At 70.5% G+C, this 24364-nt stretch carries 23 protein-coding genes and 1 pseudogene; 9 read left to right on the top strand and 15 right to left on the bottom strand.

Annotated elements, in window-relative coordinates:
* The first annotated feature begins 342 nt into the window (after positions 1-342).
* Complete coding sequence (locus tag ACIRP2_RS36035; protein WP_404257908.1) at positions 343-2052, top strand: SpoIIE family protein phosphatase; 1710 nt, start codon at positions 343-345, stop codon at positions 2050-2052.
* Between the two features lie 169 nt (positions 2053-2221).
* Positions 2222-3049 (top strand): APH(3'') family aminoglycoside O-phosphotransferase, encoded by an 828-nt coding sequence (locus tag ACIRP2_RS36030; protein ID WP_404257906.1) that lies wholly within the window; start codon positions 2222-2224, stop codon positions 3047-3049.
* 84 nt (positions 3050-3133) lie between these two features.
* On the opposite strand, the gene ACIRP2_RS36025 is transcribed toward ACIRP2_RS36030, so the two are convergent.
* From ACIRP2_RS36025 to ACIRP2_RS36015, 3 genes are all read right to left on the bottom strand, one after another.
* Positions 3134-4465: an MFS transporter gene (locus ACIRP2_RS36025; protein WP_404257904.1), complete on the bottom strand. Its 1332-nt coding sequence runs from the start codon at positions 4463-4465 to the stop codon at positions 3134-3136.
* Between the two features lie 149 nt (positions 4466-4614).
* Entirely contained in the window at positions 4615-5976 is a 1362-nt protein-coding gene (locus ACIRP2_RS36020; RefSeq protein WP_404257902.1) for a 2-oxo acid dehydrogenase subunit E2, read from the bottom strand.
* Between the two features lie 38 nt (positions 5977-6014).
* The gene (locus tag ACIRP2_RS36015) at positions 6015-8213 is read right to left on the bottom strand and encodes a thiamine pyrophosphate-dependent enzyme (RefSeq protein WP_404257900.1); all 2199 of its coding nucleotides are present in this window, start codon (positions 8211-8213) and stop codon (positions 6015-6017) included.
* Between the two features lie 138 nt (positions 8214-8351).
* Between ACIRP2_RS36015 and ACIRP2_RS36010 the strand changes: the two genes are divergently transcribed.
* From ACIRP2_RS36010 to ACIRP2_RS35995, 4 genes are read left to right on the top strand one after another with little or no spacing between them, the layout of a single operon-like run.
* Positions 8352-8906: a VOC family protein gene (locus ACIRP2_RS36010; RefSeq protein WP_404257898.1), complete on the top strand. Its 555-nt coding sequence runs from the start codon at positions 8352-8354 to the stop codon at positions 8904-8906.
* Positions 8907-8940: 34 nt separating this feature from the next.
* Positions 8941-9708, top strand: a complete 768-nt coding sequence (locus ACIRP2_RS36005; protein ID WP_404257896.1) for a GntR family transcriptional regulator — start codon at positions 8941-8943, stop codon at positions 9706-9708.
* Entirely contained in the window at positions 9665-10447 is a 783-nt protein-coding gene (locus ACIRP2_RS36000) for an SDR family NAD(P)-dependent oxidoreductase (protein ID WP_404257894.1), read from the top strand. Before ACIRP2_RS36005 ends, ACIRP2_RS36000 begins: the two co-directional genes overlap by 44 nt.
* Positions 10448-10498: 51 nt before the next feature.
* On the top strand, positions 10499-11302 hold the full coding sequence (locus ACIRP2_RS35995) for an SDR family NAD(P)-dependent oxidoreductase (protein ID WP_404257892.1): 804 nt from the start codon (positions 10499-10501) through the stop codon (positions 11300-11302).
* Positions 11303-11470: 168 nt separating this feature from the next.
* On the opposite strand, the gene ACIRP2_RS35990 is transcribed toward ACIRP2_RS35995, so the two are convergent.
* From ACIRP2_RS35990 to ACIRP2_RS35980, 3 genes are all read right to left on the bottom strand, one after another.
* Positions 11471-11821, bottom strand: a complete 351-nt coding sequence (locus ACIRP2_RS35990; protein ID WP_404257890.1) for a zf-HC2 domain-containing protein — start codon at positions 11819-11821, stop codon at positions 11471-11473.
* A gap of 610 nt (positions 11822-12431) precedes the next feature.
* A complete protein-coding gene (locus ACIRP2_RS35985; RefSeq protein WP_404257888.1) occupies positions 12432-13127 on the bottom strand; it encodes a response regulator in 696 nt (231 codons plus the stop codon).
* Complete coding sequence (locus ACIRP2_RS35980; protein ID WP_404257886.1) at positions 13102-14271, bottom strand: sensor histidine kinase; 1170 nt, start codon at positions 14269-14271, stop codon at positions 13102-13104. The genes ACIRP2_RS35985 and ACIRP2_RS35980 overlap by 26 nt, the downstream gene beginning before the upstream one ends.
* Before the next feature lie 866 nt (positions 14272-15137).
* Here ACIRP2_RS35980 and ACIRP2_RS35975 point away from each other — a divergent pair.
* A complete protein-coding gene (locus tag ACIRP2_RS35975) occupies positions 15138-16694 on the top strand; it encodes a hypothetical protein (protein WP_404257884.1) in 1557 nt (518 codons plus the stop codon).
* Between the two features lie 21 nt (positions 16695-16715).
* Here the strand turns inward: ACIRP2_RS35975 and ACIRP2_RS35970 are convergent.
* Positions 16716-17342: pseudogene (locus ACIRP2_RS35970) on the bottom strand (amidohydrolase family protein); the annotation flags it as partial.
* A gap of 281 nt (positions 17343-17623) precedes the next feature.
* Here ACIRP2_RS35970 and ACIRP2_RS35965 point away from each other — a divergent pair.
* Together ACIRP2_RS35965 and ACIRP2_RS35960 are read left to right on the top strand one after the other, a co-directional pair.
* Positions 17624-18373: a histone protein gene (locus tag ACIRP2_RS35965; RefSeq protein WP_404257882.1), complete on the top strand. Its 750-nt coding sequence runs from the start codon at positions 17624-17626 to the stop codon at positions 18371-18373.
* A gap of 6 nt (positions 18374-18379) precedes the next feature.
* On the top strand, positions 18380-19357 hold the full coding sequence (locus ACIRP2_RS35960; RefSeq protein WP_404257880.1) for an SRPBCC family protein: 978 nt from the start codon (positions 18380-18382) through the stop codon (positions 19355-19357).
* A gap of 611 nt (positions 19358-19968) precedes the next feature.
* On the opposite strand, the gene ACIRP2_RS35955 is transcribed toward ACIRP2_RS35960, so the two are convergent.
* From ACIRP2_RS35955 to ACIRP2_RS35920, 8 genes are all read right to left on the bottom strand, one after another.
* Positions 19969-20709 carry a GNAT family N-acetyltransferase gene (locus ACIRP2_RS35955; RefSeq protein ID WP_404257878.1) on the bottom strand — a complete coding sequence of 247 codons (741 nt, stop codon included), beginning with the start codon at positions 20707-20709 and terminating at the stop codon, positions 19969-19971.
* A 188-nt stretch (positions 20710-20897) separates the two neighbouring features.
* Positions 20898-21305, bottom strand: a complete 408-nt coding sequence (locus ACIRP2_RS35950) for a gas vesicle protein K (RefSeq protein ID WP_404257876.1) — start codon at positions 21303-21305, stop codon at positions 20898-20900.
* Positions 21295-21543 (bottom strand): gas vesicle protein, encoded by a 249-nt coding sequence (locus ACIRP2_RS35945; protein WP_404257874.1) that lies wholly within the window; start codon positions 21541-21543, stop codon positions 21295-21297. The genes ACIRP2_RS35950 and ACIRP2_RS35945 overlap by 11 nt, the downstream gene beginning before the upstream one ends.
* Positions 21540-22349, bottom strand: coding sequence for a GvpL/GvpF family gas vesicle protein (locus ACIRP2_RS35940; RefSeq protein WP_404257872.1), 810 nt, complete (start codon positions 22347-22349; stop codon positions 21540-21542). Before ACIRP2_RS35940 ends, ACIRP2_RS35945 begins: the two co-directional genes overlap by 4 nt.
* Positions 22346-22792, bottom strand: a complete 447-nt coding sequence (gvpJ, locus tag ACIRP2_RS35935; protein WP_404257870.1) for a gas vesicle protein GvpJ — start codon at positions 22790-22792, stop codon at positions 22346-22348. The genes ACIRP2_RS35940 and gvpJ overlap by 4 nt, the downstream gene beginning before the upstream one ends.
* An 84-nt stretch (positions 22793-22876) precedes the next feature.
* The gene (locus ACIRP2_RS35930) at positions 22877-23128 is read right to left on the bottom strand and encodes a gas vesicle protein GvpG (protein ID WP_391739653.1); all 252 of its coding nucleotides are present in this window, start codon (positions 23126-23128) and stop codon (positions 22877-22879) included.
* The gene (locus ACIRP2_RS35925) at positions 23116-23850 is read right to left on the bottom strand and encodes a GvpL/GvpF family gas vesicle protein (protein WP_404257867.1); all 735 of its coding nucleotides are present in this window, start codon (positions 23848-23850) and stop codon (positions 23116-23118) included. The genes ACIRP2_RS35930 and ACIRP2_RS35925 overlap by 13 nt, the downstream gene beginning before the upstream one ends.
* A 3-nt stretch (positions 23851-23853) precedes the next feature.
* Complete coding sequence (locus ACIRP2_RS35920) at positions 23854-24285, bottom strand: gas vesicle structural protein GvpA (RefSeq protein ID WP_404257865.1); 432 nt, start codon at positions 24283-24285, stop codon at positions 23854-23856.
* Positions 24286-24364: the final 79 nt, after the last annotated feature.

The raw sequence follows: 24364 nt of genomic DNA, 5'->3' as shown, positions 1-24364 counted from the left end.
TCCGGCGGATCACGACTTCCACAGATTCATGGCTCCGATGTCCGGGCAACTCCGAGGCGGGGAGGGCCCAGTGGAGACAAGGGTCCTGGCTGGCCCGGTCGGGTGAGGGCCGTCGGGTCCGCCCAGAGACGGTCCCGATGCCTCACGCCGCATCGGGGCGGAGCGGATGCGCCGGGGCCGCACCGTCCATTGCGGCGAACGGGGCGAAGGGGTGCGGGCCCGGGAGCCCGGGGCGCGCGCAGATCCGGTCCCCGGCGGTGCGGATGCGCGGCGTGGGGGTGCGGACGACGATTGAGGCCCGGGAGCAGCGTGTGATCCCGTTCCCCGCCTCAGGAGGTCGCTGTGCAGGCCGACGAGTACGACGAGAGCCCGCTGCCGTTCGACGCGTCCGTCCTGACCGCGCTCTTCGACGGAGCACCTGCCGGGATCACCGTGTACGACACCGATCTGCGCTATCTGTACGTCAATCCCGCACAGGCCCGGATCAACGGCCTGCCGGCCGCCGAGCACCGCGGCCGGAGCATCAACGCCGTGCTGCCCGAGTTCGACGAGCGTCAGGAGGTGCTCCGCGCGGTGCTCGACGACGGGCGGCCCCGCGACACGACGTTCAGCGGACTGACGCGCGAACTGACCGGGAAGGACAGACGGTACTGGCGCGGGAGCTACCACCGGATCGAGTCGGGTGGCCGGTGCCTGGGCCTGGTGGGGATCGTGCTGGAGACCAGTGCGGCCCATCACCAGCGGGAGGACCTGGAACGGACCCGGCGCTACCTGACGCTGCTGAACACGGCGTCGATCAGTATCGGCACGACGTTGGACATCGACACCACCTGCCGGGAACTGGCGGAGTTCGTGGTGCCCGCGCTGGCCGACGTCGCTTCCGTCGAGGTGTTCCCGCCGGACATCGGCCACGCCGTGCGCCGCCCGCCGGCCGGGGTGCTCCGGATGCGCCGCGCGGCCCTGGCCATGGCTCCGGGCGTCCGCGAGCACCTGTCCGGACGCTTCCAGGAACCGGGCGAGTACGTGGACCACCAGGCGGACTCGGTCGTGCAGCGCTGCCTGGCGACCAACCAGCCGGTGCTGGAGGACCTCACCGCCGAAGAACCCGGCCGCTCCGGCCCGACGCAGGAAGGGGCCGACGCCCGCCCTGCCCCCGGCCTGCACTCCAGGGTCGTCGTCCCCCTGACCGTGCGCGGGAACCCGCAAGGCGTCCTCGGACTCGGCCGTGCGGGTGACTCCCCCGCCTTCACCGCGGACGAGGACGTGATCGTCGCCCGCGAGCTCGCCGGGCGCACGGCGGTCGACCTCGACCATGCCCGCCGGTACGCGCACGAGCACGGAATCGCCCTGGAGCTCCAGCGCTCCCTTCTCTCCGAACCGCGCGGCAGGCACCCGCACATCGAGATCGCGTCCCGCTACCTGCCGGCCGAGCGCGATGTGCTGGTCGGCGGCGACTGGTTCGACGTCATCCCGCTGAAGGACGGACGCCACCTCGAAGCCATGGGCGACGTGATGGGGCACGGCGTCGAGGCCGCCGTCGCGATGAGCCACTACCGGTCGTTGCTGCGCCTGCTGGCCGAGGACGAACTGCCGCCGCACCGCATCCTGGAGCGGCTGGACACCCTGGTGGAACGCTCGGGGCTCGACCGCGCGGCCACCTGCCTGATCGTGGTGGTCGACCGGCTCGCCGGCGTGTGCGAGGTGGCGGGCGCCGGGCACCTGCCACCCGTCTTCATCGATCCGGGCGACGCCGGGGCGCGCATCGCGGAGCTGTCCGTCGGGCCACCGCTGGGCACCGGCTACGGACGATACGAGGCCCGGTTGCTGCCCTGCGGCCCCGGAACCGTGTTGTTCATGTACACCGACGGGCTCGTCGAGCGCCGGAACGAGGCGATCGACGTGTCCGTCGGACGGCTGGCGTCCCTGCGACTGCCCGCGAGCGGACGCCTGGAGGATCTGCTGGACGAGGTGCTGAACCGGTTCGGTGGCGACGCGGAGGACGACATTGCGGTCCTCGCCTCCCGCATCCGTACCGACGAGCGACCGGATTGAAGCAGCCGGCCACGAGCGCGTGCCACGGGCTGCGGCCGCCTCGCGGACAGGCCCGCCAGGGTGCGCGTCGGGCCGCGGTGACGGCACGGACCACCGGGTGTGGACGGGGCTGAAGCCGTCCGGCTCCCGGGCCGGTGCCCCCTCCGTTCACCGCACTAGAGTGGCCGCCATGAGCGATCACCCCGGATCCCGGACCGTTTCACCGGTGCTGCTGGGCGCGGGTGGTGGTGACGGCGACTGGCTGCCCGTCACGGCGGGCGAGTCGGGGGCCGCCGTCTTCCGGAGCGCGGACGGCACCCGCTACGCCAAGTGCGTGGCCGCCGCGGGGGCGGCCGACCTGAGGGCCGAACGCGACCGGATCGCCTGGCTGACCGGCCAGGGCGTCCCGGGGCCGCGGGTGCTCGACTGGCACTCCGGCGAAGCGGGCGCCTGCCTGGTGTCCGGTGCCGTCCCCGGCGTGCCCGCGGACCGGGTGTCCGCCGCGGACCTGCGCGATTCCTGGGAACGCATCGCGGCCGCGGTCCGCCTGCTGCACGAGCTGCCCGTACGGCAGTGCCCGTTCCGCCGGGACCTGGACGGGATGATCGCCCTGGCACGGGACGTCGTGGCCCGCGGCGCGGTGAACCCCGAGTTCCTCCCCGTCCAGCAGCAGCACACGCCGGCCGTCGAGCTGCTGGCCCGCCTCGTCCCGCAGGTCTCACGACGACGGGACCAGGAGGCCGCCGACATGGTCGTCTGTCATGGAGACCTGTGTCTGCCCAACATCGTCCTCGACCCTCGGACCCTCGATGTGTCGGGCTTCATCGACCTGGGCCGGCTCGGGCTGGCCGACCGCTGCGCGGACCTGGCGCTGCTGCTCGCCAACGCCCGGGAGACCTGGACGGACGAGAACCAGGCGCGTGCCGCGGACGCGGCGTTCGCCGAGAGCTACGGCATCGCCCTCGACCACGACCGGCTGCGCTTCTACCTCCATCTCGACCCGCTCACCTGGGGATAGGGCTTGTGCGGGACGGCTCACGACCCGGCGGAAGCCGTCCCGCACACACTCCCTCCCACTCCCGGGCGTGTCCTGCGCCCTCCCTCAGCTCTTCGGAGAGAAGCGCAGCCGAGTGGCCGCCAGCGCGCCGAGCGCCAGCAGGACGACGGACACCCACAGGCCGGACAGATGGTTGCCGGTGGCGTCCTCGGCGTAGCCCATGATGTACGGACCGACGAAGCCGCCGGTGATGCCGATGGTGTTGAGGAGTGCCAGGCCGCCCGCGAGGGTCTTGCCCGCGAGTCGCGTGGCGGGGAAGTTGAACAGCAGCGGCTGGACGACGAAGAACGCCAGGCCGGTGAAGCAGAAGCCGAGCAGGGCGACCACCGGACCGGCGACGGCGGCGACGACGAGGCCGGTGAACATCATCAGCAGGCCGGCCACCACGAAGTTGCGGGAGCGCCGGGGCGTGGTCGCGCGCGGCGGCACCAGCACGGCGCCCACCGCCGCGGTGAGCCAGGGCAGGCCGGTCAGCAGGCCGATGGTGAAGGGCGAGAGATGGCCCCAGCCGCCGATGATGCCGGGCAGGAAGTAGACGACGGAGTACAGGGCGACCTGGTGTGTCCAGTTGGCGAAGATGGCCAGCAGCATCTGCTTGTCGCGCAGCACGGTCAACAGGGAGCCGGAGCCGTTGCCGGCCGCCTCGGCGCCCTCCTTCTGCTCGCGGGTGACTGCGTCCTCGACCAGCCGGGCCTCCTTCGCCGTCAGCCAGGACGCCTCGGCCGGGCCGTCGGGCAGGAACCGGTAGACGGCGAACGCCAGGAAGACGCAGGGAACCCCCTCGATGAGGAACATCCACTGCCATCCGTGCCAGCCGCCGATCCCGTCCATCTCCATGAGCAGCCCGCCCAGCGGGTTGCCTATGACGCTCGCGATGGAGGCGCCGAGCAGGAGCAGCCCGATGGCCCTGCCACGGGTCTCGGAGCGGAACCAGTACGTGAAGTAGAGCAGGATGCCCGGCAGCAGCCCGGCCTCGGCCGCGCCGAGCAGGAGCCGCATGGCGTAGAAGGACTTCTCGCCCTGGACGAAGACCATGCAGGCCGAGATGACGCCCCAGGTCAGCATGATCCGGGTGATCCACCAACGGGCCCCCACGCGGTACATGATCAGGTTGCTGGGCACCTCGGAGGCCGCATAGGTGAGGAAGAACAGCCCCGCGCCCAGTCCGTAGGCCGCGGCGGAGATACCGAGGTCGACTTCCAGGCGTTCCTTGGCCAGGCCGATGTTGGTCCGGTCCAGGAACGCCATGATGTAGGCGGCGAGGAGCAGCGGCATCAGCCGCCGCAGATTACGACGGTCCAGTTCGCCGAGCGCGTCGCGCGGGGCTTCGTGTGGTGTGGCCGCACCGGGGGCGCGGGAACCGCGGATCAAAGACATCGGTGTCCTCATGGAGTGCTCTGGCAGCCGTCGGACGCGGGGTGCGGCCGAGGGGGCGGGGTGGGGGGGGGGGGGGGGGGGGGGGGGGGGGGGGGGGGGGGCCCCCCCGGGGGGGGGCGGGCGCCCCCCCCCCCACCCCCGGGGTGGGTTCAGACGACGAGCCGGACCGGGTTCTCCACGGCCTCGGTGAAGGCCGCGAGCCAGCGCGCCGCCACGGCGCCGTCCACCGGACGGTGGTCCACGGACAGGACCACACCGAGCACCTTGGCCACGGTGACCGCTCCGTCGCGGACCACCGCCTCGTCACGTGCGGCGCCGACGGCCAGGATCGCGGCCTGCGGCGGGTTGATGATGGCGGCGAACTCCTCGACCCCGTACATGCCGAGGTTCGAAAGGGTGATGGAGCCGCCTTCGAGGTCGGCGGGCCGCAGCGTTCCGGAGCGCGCCTGCTCAGCGAAGCCGCGAGTCCGGGTGGCGATCGCCGACACCGACAGGTTCTCGACACCGCGCAGGACCGGGGTCACCAGGCCCTTGTCGGTGGCAACGGCGACCGAGACGTCGACCGTGCCGAACCTGCGGACGGCATCCGGTCGCCACACCGCGTTCATCTCCGGCACCTGCGTGTGTGCCGTGGCCACGGCCTTGATCAGCAGGTCGTTGACCGAGACCTTGACCGGGCTGACGGCGTTCAGCCGCCGCCGCAGCGCGAGCAGTTCGTCCACGGCACATGTCGCCCGGAGATAGAAGTGCGGGGTGTGCTGCTTGCTCTCGGTCAGGCGCCTGGCGATGGCCCGGCGCATCCGGCTGTGCGGGATGTCCTCGTGGTCGCCGGTCTCCTCCGGGGCGGAGGTGCGCGGTACCGGGACGGACGCCTGCGGCGCGGCGGCCTCCCGGGGGGCCCGGCTCGGCACCGTGTCCGGCATCCGGCGGGCCGCGACCGCGGCCTCGACATCGCGCCGCACGATGCGGCCGCCGGGCCCGGTACCGGTGAGGACCGCGAGGTCCAGCCCCGCTTCCCGGGCCAGCCTGCGGGCCAGCGGGCTGCTGAAGACGCGCCCGCCGCGATCCGGCCCGCCGTCGGCGGACGGGGAGGGGGCGGATGGGGAGGGGGCGGACGGCGGGGGTCCGGGAACCGCGGAACCCTGCGACGCCGGGGGCTCCGTGACCGGCTCCTCCGGCACGTCCCGGCGCACCGCCTGCCGGGCGTCGCCGAGCGCGGTCACGCTGACGCCCAGTTCCGCCAGCAGCGCGTCGAGGTCACCGACCTGCTCGTCGACGACGCCGAGCACGGCGATCGGATCGCCGACCTCGACCTCCGCACCGGCCTCGTGGAGCGCCTTGAGCAGCACGCCGTCCCGCTCGGCGGCGACGTCCACCTCTGCCTTGTCCGTCTCGATGGACACCAGTGCGTCGTCCTTCACGAACGGCACGCCTTCCGCCACTTGCCAGGCGGACAGCACCGCCGTCGCCGCGTCGGCGGCCACGGCGGGCATTCGGAACAGTTCTGCCATGATCAACCCTCCTGGGTGTTCTGGTCGTACGGGGAGGGTCAGCTCTCGGTGACCCGCTGGAGCGCGGTCACGACCTCTTCGCTCCGGGCGATGGCCGCGCGCTCCAGCACCTTGCTGATGCTGGGCGAGGACTCTCCGGCCTGGACACGTTGGACGGGCTGGTCGAGCCAGTCGAACCAGCGGCGCTGGATCTCGTCGGACAGCCAGCCGCCGTAGGAGGTTCCGACGGGGCCCTGCTCGGCGATGAGCACGTTGTTGGTCTTGCGGATGCTCGCGCCGAGGGTGTCCCAGTCGAGACTGGCGCGGTCCAGCCAGCGCAGGTCGATGACCTCGGCGTCCAGGCCCAGTTGCTCGACGGCGTCCAGGACGTGGCCGGTCATCGCGAGGTACGTCACCACGGTGATCCGCGATCCGGTGCGGCGCACGGCCGCCTTGCCCACGGGCAGGCAGTAGTCGAAATCGTCGACCGGACCAGGTCCGACCGAGTTGTACAGGTCGGTGTGTTCCAGTACGACGACCGGGTCCTTGCAGGTCAGAGCGCTGTTCATCAGGCCCACGTAGTCGAAGGGCGTGGACGGCGCGACGATCCGCCAGCCGGGGGCCGTGGCGAGGATGCCCGCCGGGTCCATGGAGTGCTGGGAGCCGTACCCCGTGCCCATGGCGACCTTGCTGCGCAGGACGAGAGGGACGCCGGACCCCTGTCCGTCGCCGCCGAACATGTGCCTGGCCTTGCCGATCTGGTTGAAGATCTGGTCGGCCGCCACCCACATGAAGTCGGCATACATGAACTCCACCACCGGCTTGTACCGGCCGTCGAGCGCGATGCCACCGGCGAGTCCGGCGAAGGCGTTCTCGCTGATGGGGGTGCCCAGCACGCGGTCCGGATGGGCTTCGGCCAGGCCCTTGGTCGCGCCGTTGGTACCGCCCTTGAGACGGTGCACGTCCTCTCCCATGACGACGACCGACGCGTCCTCGGCCATGCGGTGGCTCATCACCTCGGCCACGACGTCGATGAACTTCCGCTGTTCCAGGCGCCCTTGGAAGGCACCCGGCCCGGTTCCGGTGTCGGCGAGGCGTACTCCGTCGAACTCGCTGAGGTCTCCCCTCACGCCGACGTCGCGGAAGGACGGGTCGGGCCACTCGGCGGGCCTGATGCGGCGGGTGCCCGGCTTCCCGTCGGGGTCGGGCTCCAGCAGTTCGTCACCGATGGCGGCCATGACCGCCTTGGCGCGCGCGGTGCACTCCTCGATCTCGCCGGCGCTCAGGATGCCGTTCTCGATGAGTTGCCGGGAGACGAGGGCGAGCGGATCGCGGGCCCGCCACTCCTTCTCCTCGTCCTTGGTGCGGTAGCCGAACGCGCTGCCGGGGAACGGGCCGTTCTGGTGGAAGTAGCGGTAGACCTCGGCCTCGACGATGGTGGGCCCGTGGCCGGCACGCATGTGGTCCACGGCCTCGGTCATGGCCAGGTACACGGCCAGCGGGTCCATGCCGTCCACGCGCCAGCTGGGAATGTTGAAGCCCAGACCGCGCGCGGAGAGGCGCGGCTCGGCCGTCGCCTCGTCCACGTGGGTGGAGACGGCGTACTTGTTGTTCTCGATGAAGAAGCAGACCGGCAGCTTCCAGGCCGCGGCGAGGTTCATCGTCTCCAGCACGGAGCCGATGTTGACCGCGCCGTCCCCGAAGTAGCTGACGGAGACGGCGTCGGTGCCCGCCTGCCGAGCGGACCAGGCGAACCCGGCCGCCTGCGGCACGCCGCCGCCGACGATCGCGTTGGTGCCCATGGCCCCGGCCTCACGCCACTGCAGGTGCATGGATCCGCCTCGACCCCGGCAGAAGCCCCGGGCCAGGCCGCAGATCTCGGCCAGGCTGCGCAGCAGAACGGTGCGTACCTCCCCGTCGACCGGCCGGCGCAGATCGATACCTCCGGGCGCCACATAGCCCAGCGCCTTGGCCAGGAACTGATGGTGCCCCCGGTGCGAGCCGCCGACGAAGTCCGAGGCGGTCAGCGGGAGCACGGAGCCGACGGCGCCGCCCTCCTGGCCGATGCTGGAGTGCGCCGGCCCGTGCACCAGCCCCTGGCCCGCGAGGTCGAGGACGTACTCCTCGAAGGTCCGGATCAGCAGGGTCTGGGTGAACATCGAGGTCAGCAGCCGCGAGTCCGCGCCGTGCCAGTCCTTCTTGGTCGCCGTCACCTCGGTCCAGGGTGCGGCGGGGGCCAGTTTCCGGTGTGTGGGCATGAGCACTCTCCTGTGTGATTCGGTGAGCACTGTCGCAGCGAATGGATCCATATCCAATACCCCGTTACCGGAACGTTACGTTCAGATTTCGCGAGTAGCCATTGACTGCGGCCAATATGGCGTCGCACTGTGAGAGGCATGGCGGATAGATGGATCCATTCAGCATCTGATCGGGAACGCGGGCTTCCCGGTCTGGCCGGTGTCGAGCACATCGGCTTCACTGTTCCCGACCTCGAAGAGGCGACCCGCTTCTTCGTCGAGGTGATCGGCTGCGAGCACGTCTACTCGCTCGGCCCGTTCCGCTCCGACGGCACCTGGATGAGCGACCACCTCGACGTCCACCCGCGCGCCGTCATGCGCGAGTTGCGCTTCTTCCGCTGCGCGGGTGGTCCGAATTTCGAGATCTTCGAGTACGAAGCCCCCGGCCAGGAGGCGCGACCGCCGCGCAACAGCGACGTCGGCGGCCACCATCTCGCCTTCTACGTCACCGACCTCGACGCCGCCGTGGCGCATCTGAGGCGGCACGGCGTACGGATCCTCGGCGAGCCCACGGCCAGCTCGGGTCCGAGCGAGGGGCAACGGTGGGTCTACTTCCTCAGCCCCTGGGGGATGCAGCTGGAGCTGGTCTCCTATCCCGGTGGCAAGCGGTACGAAGCCGACGCACCGGTACTGCTGTGGCAGCCTTCCGTCTGAAACACGCCGTCGATCCGCCGCACCAGGGAGAGCCATGTCACGGAAGCCGACCACCGGATCCACCACGCCCGCATCCGGCGTGCCCGGATCCGACGGGACCGGATCCAGCGCCGCCGCCGTCGCCAGCCAGCGCGTCGCGGACCATCTGCGTGCCGCCATCCTGAGCGGCGAACTGCGCCCCGGCGCACGGATCATGCAGGAGCAGGTCGCCGCACAACTCGGCGCCAGCCGGCTGCCGGTACGCGAGGCCCTGCGGATACTTGCGGCCGAGGGCCTGACGGTCGTGAAATCCAACAGCGGCGCCTGGGTGTCCAGGATGGACATGGCGGAGTGCGAGGGCGTCTACAAGATCCGTGAACGTCTGGAACCGCTCGCGCTCAGCGAGAGCGTTCCGCATCTGTCCGCCGAACAGGTCACCGAACTGGAGTCGATCGCGCGGCAGATCGAGCTCACCACCGACGTGGACCGGTTCCTGGCCCTCGACCGCCGTCTGCATCTGCTCACCTACGCCGGATGCCGTGTCGCCCAGATCACCACCATGGTCGACCGGTTCTGGAACACCACCCAGCACTACCGACGCGCCTTCGCCCGGCTCGCGGGCGACAGCGGCTGGGAGCTGATCCATGCCGAACACCGCCTGATCATCGAGGCGATCAAACGCGCCGACACCGTCGACGCCGAACGTTTTCTCACCGGCCACATCCGCCGTACGCGGCTGGAACTGGCCCAACATCCCGAACTGTTCACCGAGGACGACCATGACACCGACCACACAGCGGACACAGCAGGCTCCGGGGGCTGACACCCGCCCCTTCGAGGGCCGGACCCTTCTCCTGTCGGGCGCGGGCGGCGGCATCGCCCGCGAGGTGGCCCGCCAGTTCCACGCCGCCGGCGCCAATCTCGTCCTCGGCGACCTGACCGTCGGGGCGCTGGAGGAGTTCGCCGCGACGCTCGACCCCACCGGTACGACCGTGATCACCCAGGCCCTGGACGCGGCCTCGCCGGAGAGCAACAACGCGTTCGTCGCCGCCGCGGTCGAGGCGTTCGGCTCGGTCGACTTCCTCGTGCCCGCGGCCGGGATCTATCCGGAGCAGGCCGTCGCCGACATGACCGACGATCAGTGGAACGCTGTCATCTCGGTCAATCTCAACGGCGTCTTCTACCTGACCCGCGCCGTCCTGCCGCACCTGAACGAGGGCGGCAGCATCGTCAATCTGACCTCCATGGCCGGTCACCGCGGCAGCGTCCGGCACGCGCACTACGCGGCGACCAAGGGCGCGCTGCTCGCCTTCTCCCGGAGCCTCGCCTGGGAGCTCGGTTCCCGGGCACGGATCAACATGGTCTCGCCCGGCATCATCGAGACCTCCATGACCCGCGACTACGTCGCCGCCCGCGGCGACACCGCGCTCTCCACCACTCCCCTGGGCCGTCTGGGCAGGCCGGAGGAGGTGGCCTCCGTCGTCGCCTTCCTGTGCTCACCGGCGGCGAGCTTCGTGCAGGGCGAGGTCATCCATGTCAACGGCGGCATGCACATGTCCTGAGCACGCCCGAGAACACCGGTGGAGAAGGCGGAAGAAGGAGCGGAACGGAACATGACGACCGAAACGGCGATCTACCCCGACCTGCGCGGCAGGTCCGTGTGCGTCACCGGAGCCGCGCGGGGCCTGGGCCTGGCGATGGCCGACGCCTTCGTGCGCGCCGGATGCCACGCGCTGCTGCTCGACATCGACGGCGGCGAACTGGACCGGGTGCGGCCCGTACTGGCAGCGCGCCACCCCGACCAGGTGATCATGACGGCCACGGCCCCGGTGAGCGACCAGGACGCCGTGACGGCGGCGCTCACCGGCTTCACCGCCCGGACCGGAACGCTGTCCGTCATGGTCGGCAACGCCGGAGTGTCCGCCAACGCGCCCTCCCTCGACCTCGAACTGGACCGCTGGAACGCCGCGTTGGACGTCAATCTCACCGGCGTCTTCGTCTGCGCGCGCGCCGCCGCCCGCATCATGCGTGAGGGCGACGGAGGTGTCGTCCTCACCACCTCGTCGATGTACGGGGTGACCGCCGGGCCCGAACGTGCGGCGTACTGTGCGACCAAGGCCGCCGTCGCCGCCCTCACCAAGGTCCTGGCCGTCGAGTGGGCGCCGTTCGGGATACGCGTCAACGCGCTGGCGCCCGGATACGTCGAGACCGACCTGGTGACCCGGCTGTCCGCCGCCGGGCGGCTGGACACGGAAGCGCTTCGCCGGCGCACCCCCCGTGGTCGCCTCGGCCGCCCGGAGGACATCGCGCATCTTGCCCTCTTCCTCGCCTCCGGCGTGTCCGCGAACATCACGGGCCAGGTGGTGGTCAGCGACGGCGGCTGGACGGCCGACGGCTACGCGGTGGCGCCGGGCTGACGGTGCCCGGCGGGGAGGATCCAGCGGTGGCCGTGCACAGGGCCCGCGGTCCCGAATCCTCTGCAGCACGCCCCTCGGGCTCGACGAAGAGTGTCGGGGCACCGCTGCCGGGGCGGTGGCACCGCTCCGGCAGCGGTGCCACCGCCCCGCGCTCGTCGCCGCCTCCCGTCAGCTTCGGCCGCCGATCCCCGCGGTCCTGCTGACCCATTGGGAGAGGGTGAGCTGTGTGGCCCCGGTCGTACGGACCGGACCGCGCCGGCAGGGTGCCACCCGGTGGTGTTCCGCCCCGCCGTCCTCGCGCGCCGCCTGCTGCCGGCCGGTGCTGTCGGCGAGGGCCTGGCGGAGAAGGAACAGATGTGCGGGCACGGCTTCGCTGCAGTCGTACCCGGCCCGGCACGTGGAGCAGGTCGCCAGGTGAGCTCCCACCGCGATCGCTTCGTCGGCCGCCGTGACGGGGATGTCGTGGTCTTCGGCCGCTCGTTCACTGGTCGTACGGCCGTTCCTGGGTGCAGTAAGCATGGCAGAGTCCTTCCTGTGCCGAGGTGCCGAGAGTGTCGGGGGGGGGCGCCGAGGTGCGGGTAGCGCGACCATGGGGCCGGTCGTGGGTGCGGCGACCGCCGCCTCTGTCCCCGCGCGGGGTTCAGACGTCGCGTCGTGCGAGAGGCGGGGCGCCGATGCCGGGGAGGACGGTCGCGTGCACGGCGAGCGGTGGCCGGTATGTCCGTGACGGGAGAACGGGACCGCTCGACCACGGAAGAGGGAGGCGACCCGGGCCGCGGTCCTCGATACGAGCACGACATCCGCAGCCGCCGTCGACACGAGCAGTATGCGGGGAAACACGGAGAGTGCGGCCCGCGTGGTCGCCCGCAGGGCTGCCCGTGGCCGCCGTGGCGGCGAGCAGAGCGGCGGCCGCACGGGGTGCAGTGTGCGGACCGATCGATGCGGCGTCGTGTCGCTTGGTCGTGCAGTGGGCTTCGATCATGGCGAAACCTCCGTTCGCCCTCTCACCTTCGCCCAGGAACGGCCCCCCGCACATCGTCCCCCCGCAGCGATTCCCACCTACCACGACTGCGGTATCCGGTACTCGTTCCTACGACCGGGCCCCGCACGCGCCCTCCCGCGCGGGCGCTCACACGGATGCCTGTGAGGGCCCTGCCTCCGGCGCCGGGCTGACCAGGCCGCACTGATAGGCGATGACGACGAGCTGGGCACGGTCACGCGCCGACAGCTTGGTCATGGCCCGGTTGACATGGGTCTTGGCGGTCAGAGGACTGACGAACAATTGCTCTGCGATCTCGTCGTTCGACAGCCCCAGCGCCGCCAGCGCCACGACATCGCGTTCCCGCCGCGTCAGGCACTCGAGCCGCTCGTGCACATCCGCCGGATACGGGTCCGGTTGCGCGAGGAAGCGCTTGATCAGCGCACGCGTCGCCGACGGGGACAGCAGGGCCTCACCGACGGCGATCGTGCGGACGGCTTCGAGAAGTTCCTCGGGCCGGGCCCCCTTGCCGAGAAAACCGCTCGCACCGGCACGCAGGGCCTCGGCAACGTGCTCGTCGTCCTCGAAGGTGGTCAGGATGAGCACCTTCACCCCGGTGAGGTCCTCGGACTCGCTGATGAGCCGTGTGGCGTCGAGACCGTCCATCTCCGGCATGCGGATGTCCATCAGGACCACATCGGGGCGTTCCGCACGCGCCAGCTCCAGCGCCTCCTGACCGTTGGACGCCTCCCCCACCGTCTCCATGTCGTCCGTGGAGTCGAACAACATCCGGAACGTGCCCCGCAACAGGGCCTGGTCATCAGCAAGCAGTACGCGAATCGTCATGCCCGTCCCTTCTCGGCGGTTTGCCCATGGCCAGGCCGGGGCGGAGCGGCAGTTCGGCCATCACGGTGAAGCCCCCCTCCGGACGCACTCCCGCGAACAGCTGGCCCCCGACCGTGGACGCGCGCTCGCGCATCCCGATCAGCCCGTGGCCGGTCCCCGGACGGGCATGGTTCCCCCCGGTTCGTCCGTCGTTCTCGACGGTGATCGTCAGCTGCTCGGGGCGGTAGTGGAGGACCAGCCGGGCGTGGTCGGCTCCGGCATGCTTGTGCACATTGGTCAGGGCCTCCTGCACGATGCGGTAGGCGGCCAGGTCCACCGCCGGGGCCAGCGGTTCGACGACACCCCGTCGGACATGGCTCACGACCAGACCTGCGCGTTCGAACGACGCCAGGAGCGCCGGTATGCGGGCGAGCCCCGGCATCGGATCACGCGGCGCGACCGGCTCGCCGGACTGCCGCAGCAGCCCCACGGTCACCCGTAGTTCGTCCAGCGCGGACCGGCTGGTGTCCCGGATGTCCTCCAGTGCGGCCAGGATCTGTTCCGGCCGTCGTTCCACCAGATGAACGGCCACGCCGGCCTGAGCGTTGATCAGGGCGATGTGGTGGGCGACGATGTCGTGCAACTCGCGCGCGATGCGTACCCGCTCCGCCGCCACGCGCTGCTGCGCCTCCTGTTCACGCGTGCGCTCCGCGTGCTCCGCCCTCTCCTCCACGGCCGCCACGTAGGCACGCCGTGAGCGCACCCCGTCCCCCACGGCGGCCGGCAGAGCCGTCCACGCCAGCATCGCCGCGTTGTCGGGGGCCAGCCACGAGTGCGGATCGCGCAGCACGGCGGTGCCCACCAGAACAGCGGCCGAGACCGATGCCGCCGTCCAGGCGGCACGCCGGTCGGTCAGCGCGGCAACGGTGTACACCGACACCAGGACCGGACTGATCACCAGCGGGCTGTCCCGGAATCCGAGCATCTGAAAGGCCACCCCGCAGCCAACCGCGACGGCCAGTACGCCAACAGGGTGACGGCGCCGCCACAGCAACGAGAAACAACCGATGGCGGCCAGCACCACGGCCGGCCACCGCAGGGAGAACTCGCGCTCATGCGGTACGACCGAGGCGGCCACGACCGAGAGCAGGAACAGCACAGTCACGCCCAGTGCGTCCCTCACACCGCTCCGGGCCCGCGTCCCGCGCCTCCGACCGCTGATCACCGCCATGCCACCACCGTAGGGTCGACGACCGCATCGGGCATCGCGTCGCCCGGCGCACGGCGCACGGGCATCGGCTGCCGACGCCCGCCCGTTCGCCGGGCCTGCGGCGGCACATACCCGTTCCCCGGCGTGCCCGCCTCGCAGGGCCGTCGCCTCCGGGCCGACACGCCCGATCCGGTGCCACCGCCGGCCCGGACGGGGCCTCGCACGGACAGCGCCGCGCCCCGCCATCGGAGCGGCGCGGCACCCGGCCTCCACTCCTTTGCTCAGCCGTATGCCCGGGAGGCGCTCAGTGGTCCGGACCTGCTCGGGAGACGGACCCGTCCGGTGCCGGTCGTTCTCCGGCCTTCCACGCCAGGGGCGCCCCGGGGGTGCGGGATCGGGAGTGCTGGTGCCCGGGTCGTTCGGATCGGCCACGAACGCCAGTCCGGCCACCGGCCCCGCCACGGCGGCCGTCAACCCGAGGACCACCGAATCGGGTGATGCTGCATCACGAGAGTTGACGCTCGTCGACGCGGACGCCGCCACCTGGCTCGGGCAGAAGCAGCCGCGCGCACGAGCTGCCGCGCCCCCGTGACCGCCCCTTCCGGTGCGGCAGCCCGACGCGGCGGGAGCCGCACGCCGTGGAGCACGGAGTCACCCGCGAGGCCGCGTCCGTCGGCGACGGCCCGCTCACCGGTCCCGGTGAGCGGGGCGAGTTCACCGGTCCTCGGGCCGCACGGCCGCGTACGGTGGGCCCGCGACCGTGCCCGTCCGTCGTGGTGGCACGGCGCGGGAGGCGTGCACGCGACAGAGGAGGAGGACGGATGACGGAGGCTACGGTGAGCCAGCTGGACGACCGGGTGCTGGGACGCAGGTGGACGGTGCGTCTGGACGCTGCCGGTCGTGGCAGTGCGGCCGTGCGCGTCTCGTGCAGCCGTCCCTCGTGTGCCGAGCAGCGTCTGCCGTCCGCGGCCGTCGGCCGTGCGGCTGCGGTCGCGCACCTCACGGCCCATCTTCGGGCCGCCCCGACGCCTCGGGCCGATGTGTACTGCGCCTGCAGGGCCGAGGGCTGTCCAGCGCATGTCCGTCCCGACGACCGGCACGAGCGTGCCGAGCCCTGGCGGTGCGGCGGGGCGGTGGTCCTGGCCGTGGTCACCGACCGGGAAGGACGCTGGTGGCGGGCCATGGAATGCTGTTCACGCTGCGCGGCCGCCACACCCGGCGCGAAGATCGTCACCACCGCTCAGGCCCCGGACACGACCGCCACCGCCCCGGCGGCCGGTGTCCGCGCCGCTGCCGACCGCCCGTCGACCGCTCCTGGCGGCAACCCGCAGTTCTCCCATCGCTCCCCGGCCGGGGCCGGTCCTCAGGAGGTGCCCGCTCCCCGCTCAGCGTCGGCGCGGAACCGCCCCCGGCACGGGAAGATCGCGCAGCGGATCATCCCGTACGACCTGCGGCCCGTCGCCCTGCGCGACGAGCTCATCGAGCTCGGCGATCTCTTCCGCTCCTACCAGCAGCGCTCCGAACCCGACCTGGCACAGCTCGCCGAGCTCCACGCGCGCAAGGCACGCGCCTTCACCACCTGGGCCGAGGTCACCGGCGACACGCGCCTGCGACTGGACGCACAACGCGCCGAGCAGGCCGCCACCGCCGCCCGCCTCCAGCACCAGCAGCGCACCGGCCGCAGTGCGGACAGCACCCAGCCCGCGGTGACCCGTCTTCTGACGGGGCCCACGCAGTGGGAGCACGCACGGTCCGTCCTCGCACACGTCACAGGCCACACCCCGCTGCCCGGCCCGGAAGCACGCCTGCTGGTGATGATGCTGACCCTGCGCACCGCGCACACCGGCAGCGGAAACGTCGTCGGGCAGGATCTCACCTCGCTGGGCCTGACCGATCCAGAGGCCCTGGTCGAGCAGCTGACCGGCTGCGGATGGCTGGGCATCCCCGGCACCGCCGGGGACCTGCTCGCCTCCCGGCCGGAGAGCCCCACCCCCGTCACCGTCCCGTCCCTCGTGCCCCGCCCGGACGATCCCGGCCCGTTCACGTTCGGCAAGAAGATGCGACCCAAACTCAGCGGGTGGGCCCAGAGGGTCGTCTCCGACAAGAAGCTCCGCAAGACCAGGACCACCGCCGGCACCCGGCTGCTCGCCCTGGTGCTGGCCACCCGAACCGGCGCCGACGGACGGCTCGGAGCCTGCGACCAAGGCGTCGGCCTGGAATCCCTCGCCTCCTGGTGCGCCGTTGGTCCCGACGAGCTGCAGCACCTGGTGGACCAGCTGACCGGAGCGGACTGGCTCACCGAAGCCGCCGTCACCGACACCCATCTCGCCGGCCGGCTGACCGAACGCGTCCTCCCTCTCACCTGCCCCCTCACCTGAGGGTGACCGGTCCACAGCCGGTCACGCCCCGGTGAGGACGACCGGCATCTCCGGGATGTCGTGGGCGTCGGCGGTGAGCAGGTCCCCGTCGAGCACGCAGAGGTCGGCGACCTTGCCCGGCTCCAGGGATCCCTTCCAGTCCTCGGCGAAGTCCTGCCAGGCCGCGTCGACGGTGTACGTCCGGATCGCCTCGGCCAGGACGATGCGCTGCTCGGGACCGCTGACCCGGCCCGCGGCCTCCTTCGACTCGCGCAGCACCATGGTGACGACTCCTTGGCGCCAGTCCGGGTACGTGACGGGGGCGTCGGACCCGCTCGCGACCCGCACGCCGGCGTCGATGGCATCGCGGTAGGGCCATGCGTAGACGGCCCGTTCGGCACCGACGAACTCCTCCTCCATGTCGGCGACGGTCCACTTGATGGTGGGGTTCATGTTGACGCCGAAACCGTGCGCGGCCAGCACCTTCATGCTGTGCGCGGTGAGGAAGTCACCGTGGATGACGTAGTGACGGGCGTCGGGCCGCGGGTGCTCGGCCATGGCCGTGGCGAAGGCGTCCGCGACGGTGTCGATGGCTCGGTCGCCGGTGACGTGGACGCCCAACTGGTGCCCGGCGGCGTGAGCATGCCGGATCATGGCTCCGATCACGGCCGACCACCGTCTGCTGACGTCACGCGAGCCGACCTGCCGGTTCCACCAGCGCTTCGGGCATGAGCTGCCCCTGGTCGAACGGCTACGACATCCTCGAATACGACGACGGCGCATCGTCAGGCGTCGGGCCCCATGCCGGCGGCTGGGCTCACCATGGCCACGACGGAGTCCCGGCGCGCTCAAGATGCACAGTTCCCGGCAGCAATCACCCTGGAGATAGAGGGAGAACAACGCCGCCGCATCGCGGCCCGGTCCGACGCCCATGAGAGGGTGACCCGCCCATGACTGAGGGAAACAGGTTGTTGCTCGCCGTAGTGCTGATCGGCGGCTACGTACTGGGACGTACGAAAAAGGGCCGACTCGCTCTCACGGTGGCGTCGTACATCGCCGGGCGTCAATTCGGGCTCGAACCGCGGCAACTCGTGAATCAAGGAGTACGCAAACTCGGAGAGATACCGCAGGTCGCGGAGCTGGGTGAACAGCTGCGCGGGGAAGTGATGGCGGCCGGCCGTGAGGCCGTGACGGCTACCGCCGACCGCCGCCTCACGGCACTCGCGGATTCGCTCCGTGAACGGACCCTCCAGCTCGAAAGCGGCGGAGCGAAGGCTGAGGGGGAGGAAGAAGAGGAGGAAGAGGAAGAGGCAGAGCCGGAAGAAGAGTATGAGCAGGAACCGGAGGAGGAGTACGAGCAGGAGGAGCCCGAGGAAGTGGAGGAGGAACGCAAGGAGCGGCCGCGCTCTCGCGCTTCCCGGACCACTGCGGGGCGGAAGACGAGGAGCCGCGCATCGGAGAAGGCGGCCTCCGCCCGAACGGCAAGCCGGGGAGAAGCCGCAACGGAGAACGGGCGTGAGCAGGAACCGACGAAGAAGCGCACGGCTGCCAAGAAGTCGGCCCCGGCCAAGAAGTCCGCAACCAAGAAGGCTGCCGCCAAGAAGCCCCCAGCCCGAAAGACTGCCCCGAGCAAGAAAGCACCTTCCGCTGCCAAGAAGAGCGCGAAGAAAACCTCACCGCGCGCCGAGCACCGGAGGTGACCAGTCATGGCACAGCGGCAACAGGAGAACGTGGCATCGGGAGCCGATCGACTGCGCGAAGAAGTCGCGGACTTTCTGATGGCCTGGGTCGGAAACCTGGCCGCGAGAGCGGGCGACAAGCTGATCGATGTGACAGAACAGCTCACCGACGTCGCGGACAACGGCGGATCGCTCTCCCGAATAGGAGCGAACCTCCTCCGTGGTGACTCACCCGTCAAAGCCGTGCTTTCCGGGACGGCGAAGAACGTCAAGGACAATGTCCTGCAGAAGGCCAAGGATGTGCTCGGCGGCGGCAAGGCACGCACATCAGGCGACCAGAAGGTCACCAACATCATCGAGGTGATCGACGTCGGGGTTCCCCTGCGCACGGCCTACGACCACTGGACCCACTACGAGAAGTTCAGCAGCTTCACCAAGGGCGTACGCGATGTCTCGTCGGCCGACGAGACGAAAAGCGACTGGAAGGCCAAGGTGGGTCCTTCGACGCGGAGTTGGAAGGCGACGGTCCAGGAGCAGGTGCCCGACGAGCGCATCGTCTGGACCTCCGAGGGCGCAAAGGGTTCGACGCGAGGCGCGGTGAGCTTCCATGAACTGACCCCCGGCCTGACCCGCATTGTGCTGGTCGTCGAGTACTACGCCTCGGGACTGTTCGAGAAGACCGGAAATCTCTGGCGCGCTCAAGGCCGGAGACTGCGACTGGACCTCAAGCACTTCCAGCGCTACGTCACACTCACTGACGAGGAACCGAAGGGCTGGCGCGGCGAAATTCGCGACGGCGAGGTCGTACGGACCCACGAAGAGGCTCTGGAGGACGAGGACGAAGACGAAGAAGAAGGCGAGGCATGGGAAGAGGAGGAAGAGGGAGACGAGGAGTACGACCGGGAGGACGCTGATTCCGACGAGGCGGAGGATGCAGCTGCCGACGATGCTGATGACGTCGAATGGGAGGAGGAGTACGACGAAGAAGAAGAGGAGGAGGGGTGAGTCGCTGTGTCGTCGGGCTGCGGTTCGCGGCGGACTTCGAGAGGGCGGAGGCTCACATGAGTTGGCTGCGGAAACGCCACGAGCGCCATGACAACCGGGGTGATGACTCGAAGGTGACACCAAGGGCTCCCGCTCTCCGCCCGCGCCGCTCCTGGCCCTGATCAGGATCCGTCCCATACCCCCAGACGCTGGAGTCGGCACTGCCGGAGGCGCTCCGAGACAGCCGTGAGGGCGAAGACAAGGCCCAGAGCCATCCCGAAGACCACAGCGAACACGGGGTCATCGGGTTCCTCCTCACGCGACAGCATCAAGAAGAAGAGCGTGAAGGGAACAGCCACGCAGAGACCGGTGCCGATCGGGTGTCGGGCCACCCACTTCTGGATCCGAGTCGGACGCCGCTGCCCACCCAGGGCCCGGTCCAGGGTCCAAAAAGCGTCACGCAGAGGCCGCCGCCGGTTCGCCATGGCAGAAGAATATCGGGGTCTTCACGCCACATACGGCAATGCACGCGTCGATCACGCGTCTTGGGGAAGTCGGCACACCGTCGCCGGTTCGTGGCCGAGCCCGGGCTCAGGGCGCTCGACAGCAGTGGCCTCGGTTCATCCCCGCCGTCAGCGGTTGAGGAATGAGTAGCTCCGGCCGAGCTCGGTGAAGCCCCGGCAGGAGTACCACTCGCGCGGCCAGTCGTTCACGTCCGCGATGAGGAAGAGCTGTGGGATCCCCGCAGCGGCGGCCAACGCCAGACCTGTGGCGAGCAGGGTGTCTCCGTGGCCCTGCTGACGATGCGGCACGGCGGTGACGAGATCCTCCAGCTGAGCCAGCCCGACGGTTCGGTCGAGGTAGAGGTCCGCCCAGGCCGCGATCTCCCCGTCCGGTGTCCGGACGGCCAGGAAGAACACCTTCTCGGCGCCGCGCAGGCGGGCGGTGCGGCGCTCGGTGAGCTCTTGAGCGAGATCCTCGTCCAAGCCCCAGTCCAGCTGCTGGCGGAACACCGCCGCTCGCAGCTCGGCCAGCTCGACCGGGTGCGCGGCCGGTTCGGGCAGCGCGCAGCCGGTCGTCTCCCGGGCCAGTATCAGCTGGGTGTCCCGGTCGTAGCCGGCCGCCGCCAGTACCGGGGCAGCCCGCTCCCCGAGCGCCTCGTCCAGCACCGTGATCCGGTACTCCTGGCGCGGTCCGAGGCCCTGTAGCGCCAGTTCGGGCAGTGCCGCAGGGTCGGTGTCCGAGGCATCGACGATCAGCTGGTTGTGCTCCTGGGAGTGGGAGAAAACCGGGTCGTGGACGGTGAAGGCCCCGGGCAGCTCGATGGTCTCGGCGGCCTGGCGACGGGCGAAGGCGGCGCGGAAGGTGGTCACGCGCTCAAGAAGATCCGACATCCTGGTCGTGATCGTCCCACCCGCTGTCCCGGGCAACAACATTCTCCTGTTGGCGGGCGCTCCGAGGGACGGCCCTCAGGCGGCAGGCTCCAGCAAGACCGAACCGGTCACGCATCTCCTCGAAGAACTCCTCGAAGAACCGACGTGCCGCGTGCCACCTCGCGGGGTCATTCGGTGGGCGGCAGCAGAGTTCCGAGCGGACCGAGATCCAGATTGAGGTCGCTCATCGAGAGGTCGTACCGAGCGCAGAGTTCAGTCATGCGCTCGTGCAGGATCATCAGCGTCGCCCCCAGCCGCTCCTCCTGCTCCTCCGTGAGATCTCCCGCGTCGACTCTCCGCAGGGCCTGGCGTTCCATGAGTTGTCGCAGCAACTCGACGAGGGTGAGGACGAGTTTGATCAGGTCCCGTTCCACGGTGTCGGGGTCCGTGGTGACTCTTCGGGCAGGCCGTCGGGGCACTCCCCCTGCACGGGGCGGGTCGCACCCGGGCGAGGCGGGCAGCAGCCTGAAGGCGCGGTCGGCGGCTTCGGCGATGTCGTCGAGGCGGCTGCGGGGCCGGTGTTCCTCACCGGTCATCATCGTCTCCTACGGGTGATGAAGCGGCATTCCACGGGGAGGGGTTCTGTTCACTGATGGAGACGATCAGCGTGCGCAGGGATATGCGTACGAGGTCGATGTCGGCGATCGACAGCACTATGTCCCCGGTGAGGACAACGCCTCCGCCGAGCAGGCGGTCCAACAGGTCGATCAGCGCCACCTGCCGCTCCGGAAGGGGCTCTTGTGCCACGATCGGCGTCCCGCCCGCCGGCCTCACGGCGCCGCGCTCCTTCCGGGTTCCGGTGCGTTCGGGGAGACGAACGAATAGGGGGCCCACGGGCCCGTGATCTCGACGCGCACCCCCGTGAGGCCGTCCGCCGCCCGTGCCACGTCGGCGTGGAATTCGTCGGCGTACCGAAGGGGCACGAGGTAGGCGTCATTGGTGACGTTCTCGCCCGTCCCGGACGCGAGCCCACCCTGCTGCGGGCGGTGCCGAACGCGCTCGACCGCATGGGTGCGGGCGGCGGACTCGACCCGCTCCGCCGCCCGTTCGGCGCTGCGGTAGGCGTCTTCGCGTGCGTGCCGCTGGGCTCTGCGACGGCTCAGATAGGCCCTGCCGGGGCTCAGGCCCGCGTCGGTGGGCTCTTCCGCCGGCACCTCGCCCGCCGGTTCGTCGACATAGATCTTGACACCCCATTCGGCCTGGGCGGCCAGCTCGGTGAGCCGTGAGGCGAACGCGCCGCGGCGGGACCGGAGCATGGACCGCACCCGTTCGTCGTCGAGGTACACCGTCACCAGGCGCAGCGGCAGGACGGTGGTACGGACCGCGAGCGCCTCGACCACCCGGTGATGGGCGCGGGCCGTCGACTCCAGCCAGTCCAGGTCCTCCAGATGGACCCGCAGCGCGGACTCCGCGAAGTCCCTTTCGGGTACCCGACTCACGGCGACCACCAGATCGTCACCGGGTTCCACGCGCACCAGGTGGGTCGCCGCGCCGGACACCCCGGCGAGTTCGGCCAGCGCGTCCTGCAGGGTTCCGTCGTCCCGTGCGACGGCGTACGCGTAGCTCATGACCTCGGTCATGACTCGTCCCGCCTCCCGCCACGGCGGGAGGGTCCGGTCCGTTCGGCGCGCGGAGCGCGGCGGCCGACCGCGGGACGATCCTCCTCGCTCCCGTCCGTCAGCGGCTCACCGGCCTCGCGCAGCGCGTCGATCTCCGCACGCAGACGCCTGTTCTCCTCGGTCAGTGTGCGGTATCCGTCGTGGGCGCGCGAGGACAGCGACGGATCGTGCTCCCACCAGTCGATCCCCATCTCCTTGGCCTTGTCCACCGACGCGACCAGGAGACGCAGCTTGATGGTGAGCAGTTCGATGTCCAGGAGATTGATCTGGATGTCACCTGCGATGACGATGCCCTTGTCCAGGACCCGCTCCAGTATGTCGGCGAGGTTGGCCGAGGAGCCCTGACCGTAGGGAGTGGACCGGAACGGCAGATCTCCCGGCCTCCTGGCAACGGGTTCGGTCACGGCCGCTGCACCTCGATTCCCTGCTCCCCCCGCATGTCGACGCGGGCGGCGGGCGGCGTTGTCCCCGTGCGGCGGAGACATCGGTCAGCTGTCGATCCCCTGGGCATGGGCCCTGATCTCGTCCAGCCGGTCCAGGAGTTCGTCCTCGCGCCGGTCGAAGGTGTCCTCATCGATTTCTCCCGACAGGAGCCGTCGTTCGAGTTCGGCGAGTTCCCGCTCGACGGGCCCGGGGTCGTAGTACTCGTTCTCCGCCGCCTCGACGACACGCTCGATGACCCACGCGGCTCCGCGCACGGGCGCCAGTGGAAGGGTGGCGAGCTGAGTCAGGAGTCCCATGGCGCCTCCTGGACGAAGCTGTACGCGGCCAGTGGTCCGCGCAGCCGCAGTTCGTACTCCGAGCCGAGCTCCTCGGCGAGGTCCTGCTCGGCGGCCAGGAAGGCCTTCTCCTCTTCCCGGTCCACCAGGAAGGACACGTTGAGGAAGTCGTCCCCCCTAGGCTGCGACGCGCGTTGCTCCCGCGCGAATCCACGCAGGGACTCCACGATCTCCTCTGCCGCCCGGTTCTCCCGCTCCCGAACTTCCTGGGCCACCAATTCACCCAGGGCCAGGGGCAGTTCCGGGCTGCCCCGACCGCTCCTGATCTCGTCGTTGAGTCTGCGCGCCTCCTCGGACTCCCGAAGGATCCGCCGGAGCAGCGCGGTCTCGTCCTGGGCGGCCTTCAGGTTGTACTCGGCGCACCCCTCCAGCGCCTGGATACGTTCGAGGAGATGCTCCGCACGCTGCTCCAGCACTGTCCGTACCGCGTCGTCGTCCGTCGTGGTGAAGCCGAACTGGAGCGGCAGAACCGTACCGTCGGCCATCAGACGTTCCTGGACGACCTGATGCGCGCCGAGGTCACGGCGTTTGGGACGCAACCCCTCCGGGGCGTCACTGACGATGGCGGACAGCGTTTCGGCGTGCACGGTGCGGAGTTCCGTCGGCGGATCTCCCACCCCGGCCAGGCCGTCCAGGCGCTGAGGATGCGTCCTGGCGACGATGGTGTACACGTACACGGCCATGGCTCACTCCTTCCGGCGCCGGGCGGCAGGTCGGCGTCTCGGCCGTTCCCTGCTCTCCTCGGTCTCCTCGTCGTCGTGCCCTCCCCTGAGCGCATCGGTCAGGACTTCGGCGGCGCCACTCAGAGCGCCCTTGGTCTTGCCGCGGGATCCGCTTTCCGTCACCTCTCCGACCAGGTCGGTCAGCTGGGACGGCGCCTTGCGGCCCGTCTCGAGGTCGAGGCGGTTGCACGCCTCCGCGAAGCGCAGATACGTGTCCACGCTCGCCACGACGATGCGGGCGTCGATCTTGAGGATCTCGATGCCCACCAGCGACACACGCACAAAGACATCGATCACCAGGCCGCGGTCCAGAATCAGATCGAGGATGTCGTAGAGATTGCCGGAACCTGCTCCACCCCTGGCGACGGCTCCTCCGCTTTGCGGCACCACAGTCATGGTGCCTCCCTTCAGCGGCTCACCCCGACCTCGGGGCGCAGCCGGTACGTTCTCCCGTCGGCGGTACCGATGACGGCCG

Origin of the sequence: Streptomyces sp. NPDC101194 (assembly GCF_044767885.1) — a bacterium.
Lineage (GTDB): Bacteria > Actinomycetota > Actinomycetes > Streptomycetales > Streptomycetaceae > Streptomyces.
The sequence above is the reverse complement of the archived record's forward strand: the minus strand, read 5'-3'. Positions and strand labels throughout refer to the sequence as shown.

Bases quoted from the DNA above. Each gene is read 5' to 3' on its own strand.
- ACIRP2_RS36030 (WP_404257906.1), top strand. From the start codon at position 2,222: ATGAGCGATCACCCCGGATCCCGGACCGTTTCACCGGTGCTGCTGGGC.
- ACIRP2_RS36025 (WP_404257904.1), bottom strand. From the start codon at position 4,465: ATGTCTTTGATCCGCGGTTCCCGCGCCCCCGGTGCGGCCACACCACAC.
- ACIRP2_RS36020 (WP_404257902.1), bottom strand. From the start codon at position 5,976: ATGGCAGAACTGTTCCGAATGCCCGCCGTGGCCGCCGACGCGGCGACG.
- ACIRP2_RS36015 (WP_404257900.1), bottom strand. From the start codon at position 8,213: ATGCCCACACACCGGAAACTGGCCCCCGCCGCACCCTGGACCGAGGTG.
- ACIRP2_RS36010 (WP_404257898.1), top strand. From the start codon at position 8,352: ATGGCGGATAGATGGATCCATTCAGCATCTGATCGGGAACGCGGGCTT.
- ACIRP2_RS36005 (WP_404257896.1), top strand. From the start codon at position 8,941: ATGTCACGGAAGCCGACCACCGGATCCACCACGCCCGCATCCGGCGTG.
- ACIRP2_RS36000 (WP_404257894.1), top strand. From the start codon at position 9,665: ATGACACCGACCACACAGCGGACACAGCAGGCTCCGGGGGCTGACACC.
- ACIRP2_RS35995 (WP_404257892.1), top strand. From the start codon at position 10,499: ATGACGACCGAAACGGCGATCTACCCCGACCTGCGCGGCAGGTCCGTG.
- ACIRP2_RS35990 (WP_404257890.1), bottom strand. From the start codon at position 11,821: ATGCTTACTGCACCCAGGAACGGCCGTACGACCAGTGAACGAGCGGCC.
- ACIRP2_RS35985 (WP_404257888.1), bottom strand. From the start codon at position 13,127: ATGACGATTCGCGTACTGCTTGCTGATGACCAGGCCCTGTTGCGGGGC.
- ACIRP2_RS35975 (WP_404257884.1), top strand. From the start codon at position 15,138: ATGACGGAGGCTACGGTGAGCCAGCTGGACGACCGGGTGCTGGGACGC.
- ACIRP2_RS35965 (WP_404257882.1), top strand. From the start codon at position 17,624: ATGACTGAGGGAAACAGGTTGTTGCTCGCCGTAGTGCTGATCGGCGGC.
- ACIRP2_RS35960 (WP_404257880.1), top strand. From the start codon at position 18,380: ATGGCACAGCGGCAACAGGAGAACGTGGCATCGGGAGCCGATCGACTG.
- ACIRP2_RS35950 (WP_404257876.1), bottom strand. From the start codon at position 21,305: ATGACCGGTGAGGAACACCGGCCCCGCAGCCGCCTCGACGACATCGCC.
- ACIRP2_RS35940 (WP_404257872.1), bottom strand. From the start codon at position 22,349: ATGACCGAGGTCATGAGCTACGCGTACGCCGTCGCACGGGACGACGGA.
- ACIRP2_RS35930 (WP_391739653.1), bottom strand. From the start codon at position 23,128: ATGGGACTCCTGACTCAGCTCGCCACCCTTCCACTGGCGCCCGTGCGC.
- ACIRP2_RS35925 (WP_404257867.1), bottom strand. From the start codon at position 23,850: ATGGCCGTGTACGTGTACACCATCGTCGCCAGGACGCATCCTCAGCGC.
- ACIRP2_RS35920 (WP_404257865.1), bottom strand. From the start codon at position 24,285: ATGACTGTGGTGCCGCAAAGCGGAGGAGCCGTCGCCAGGGGTGGAGCA.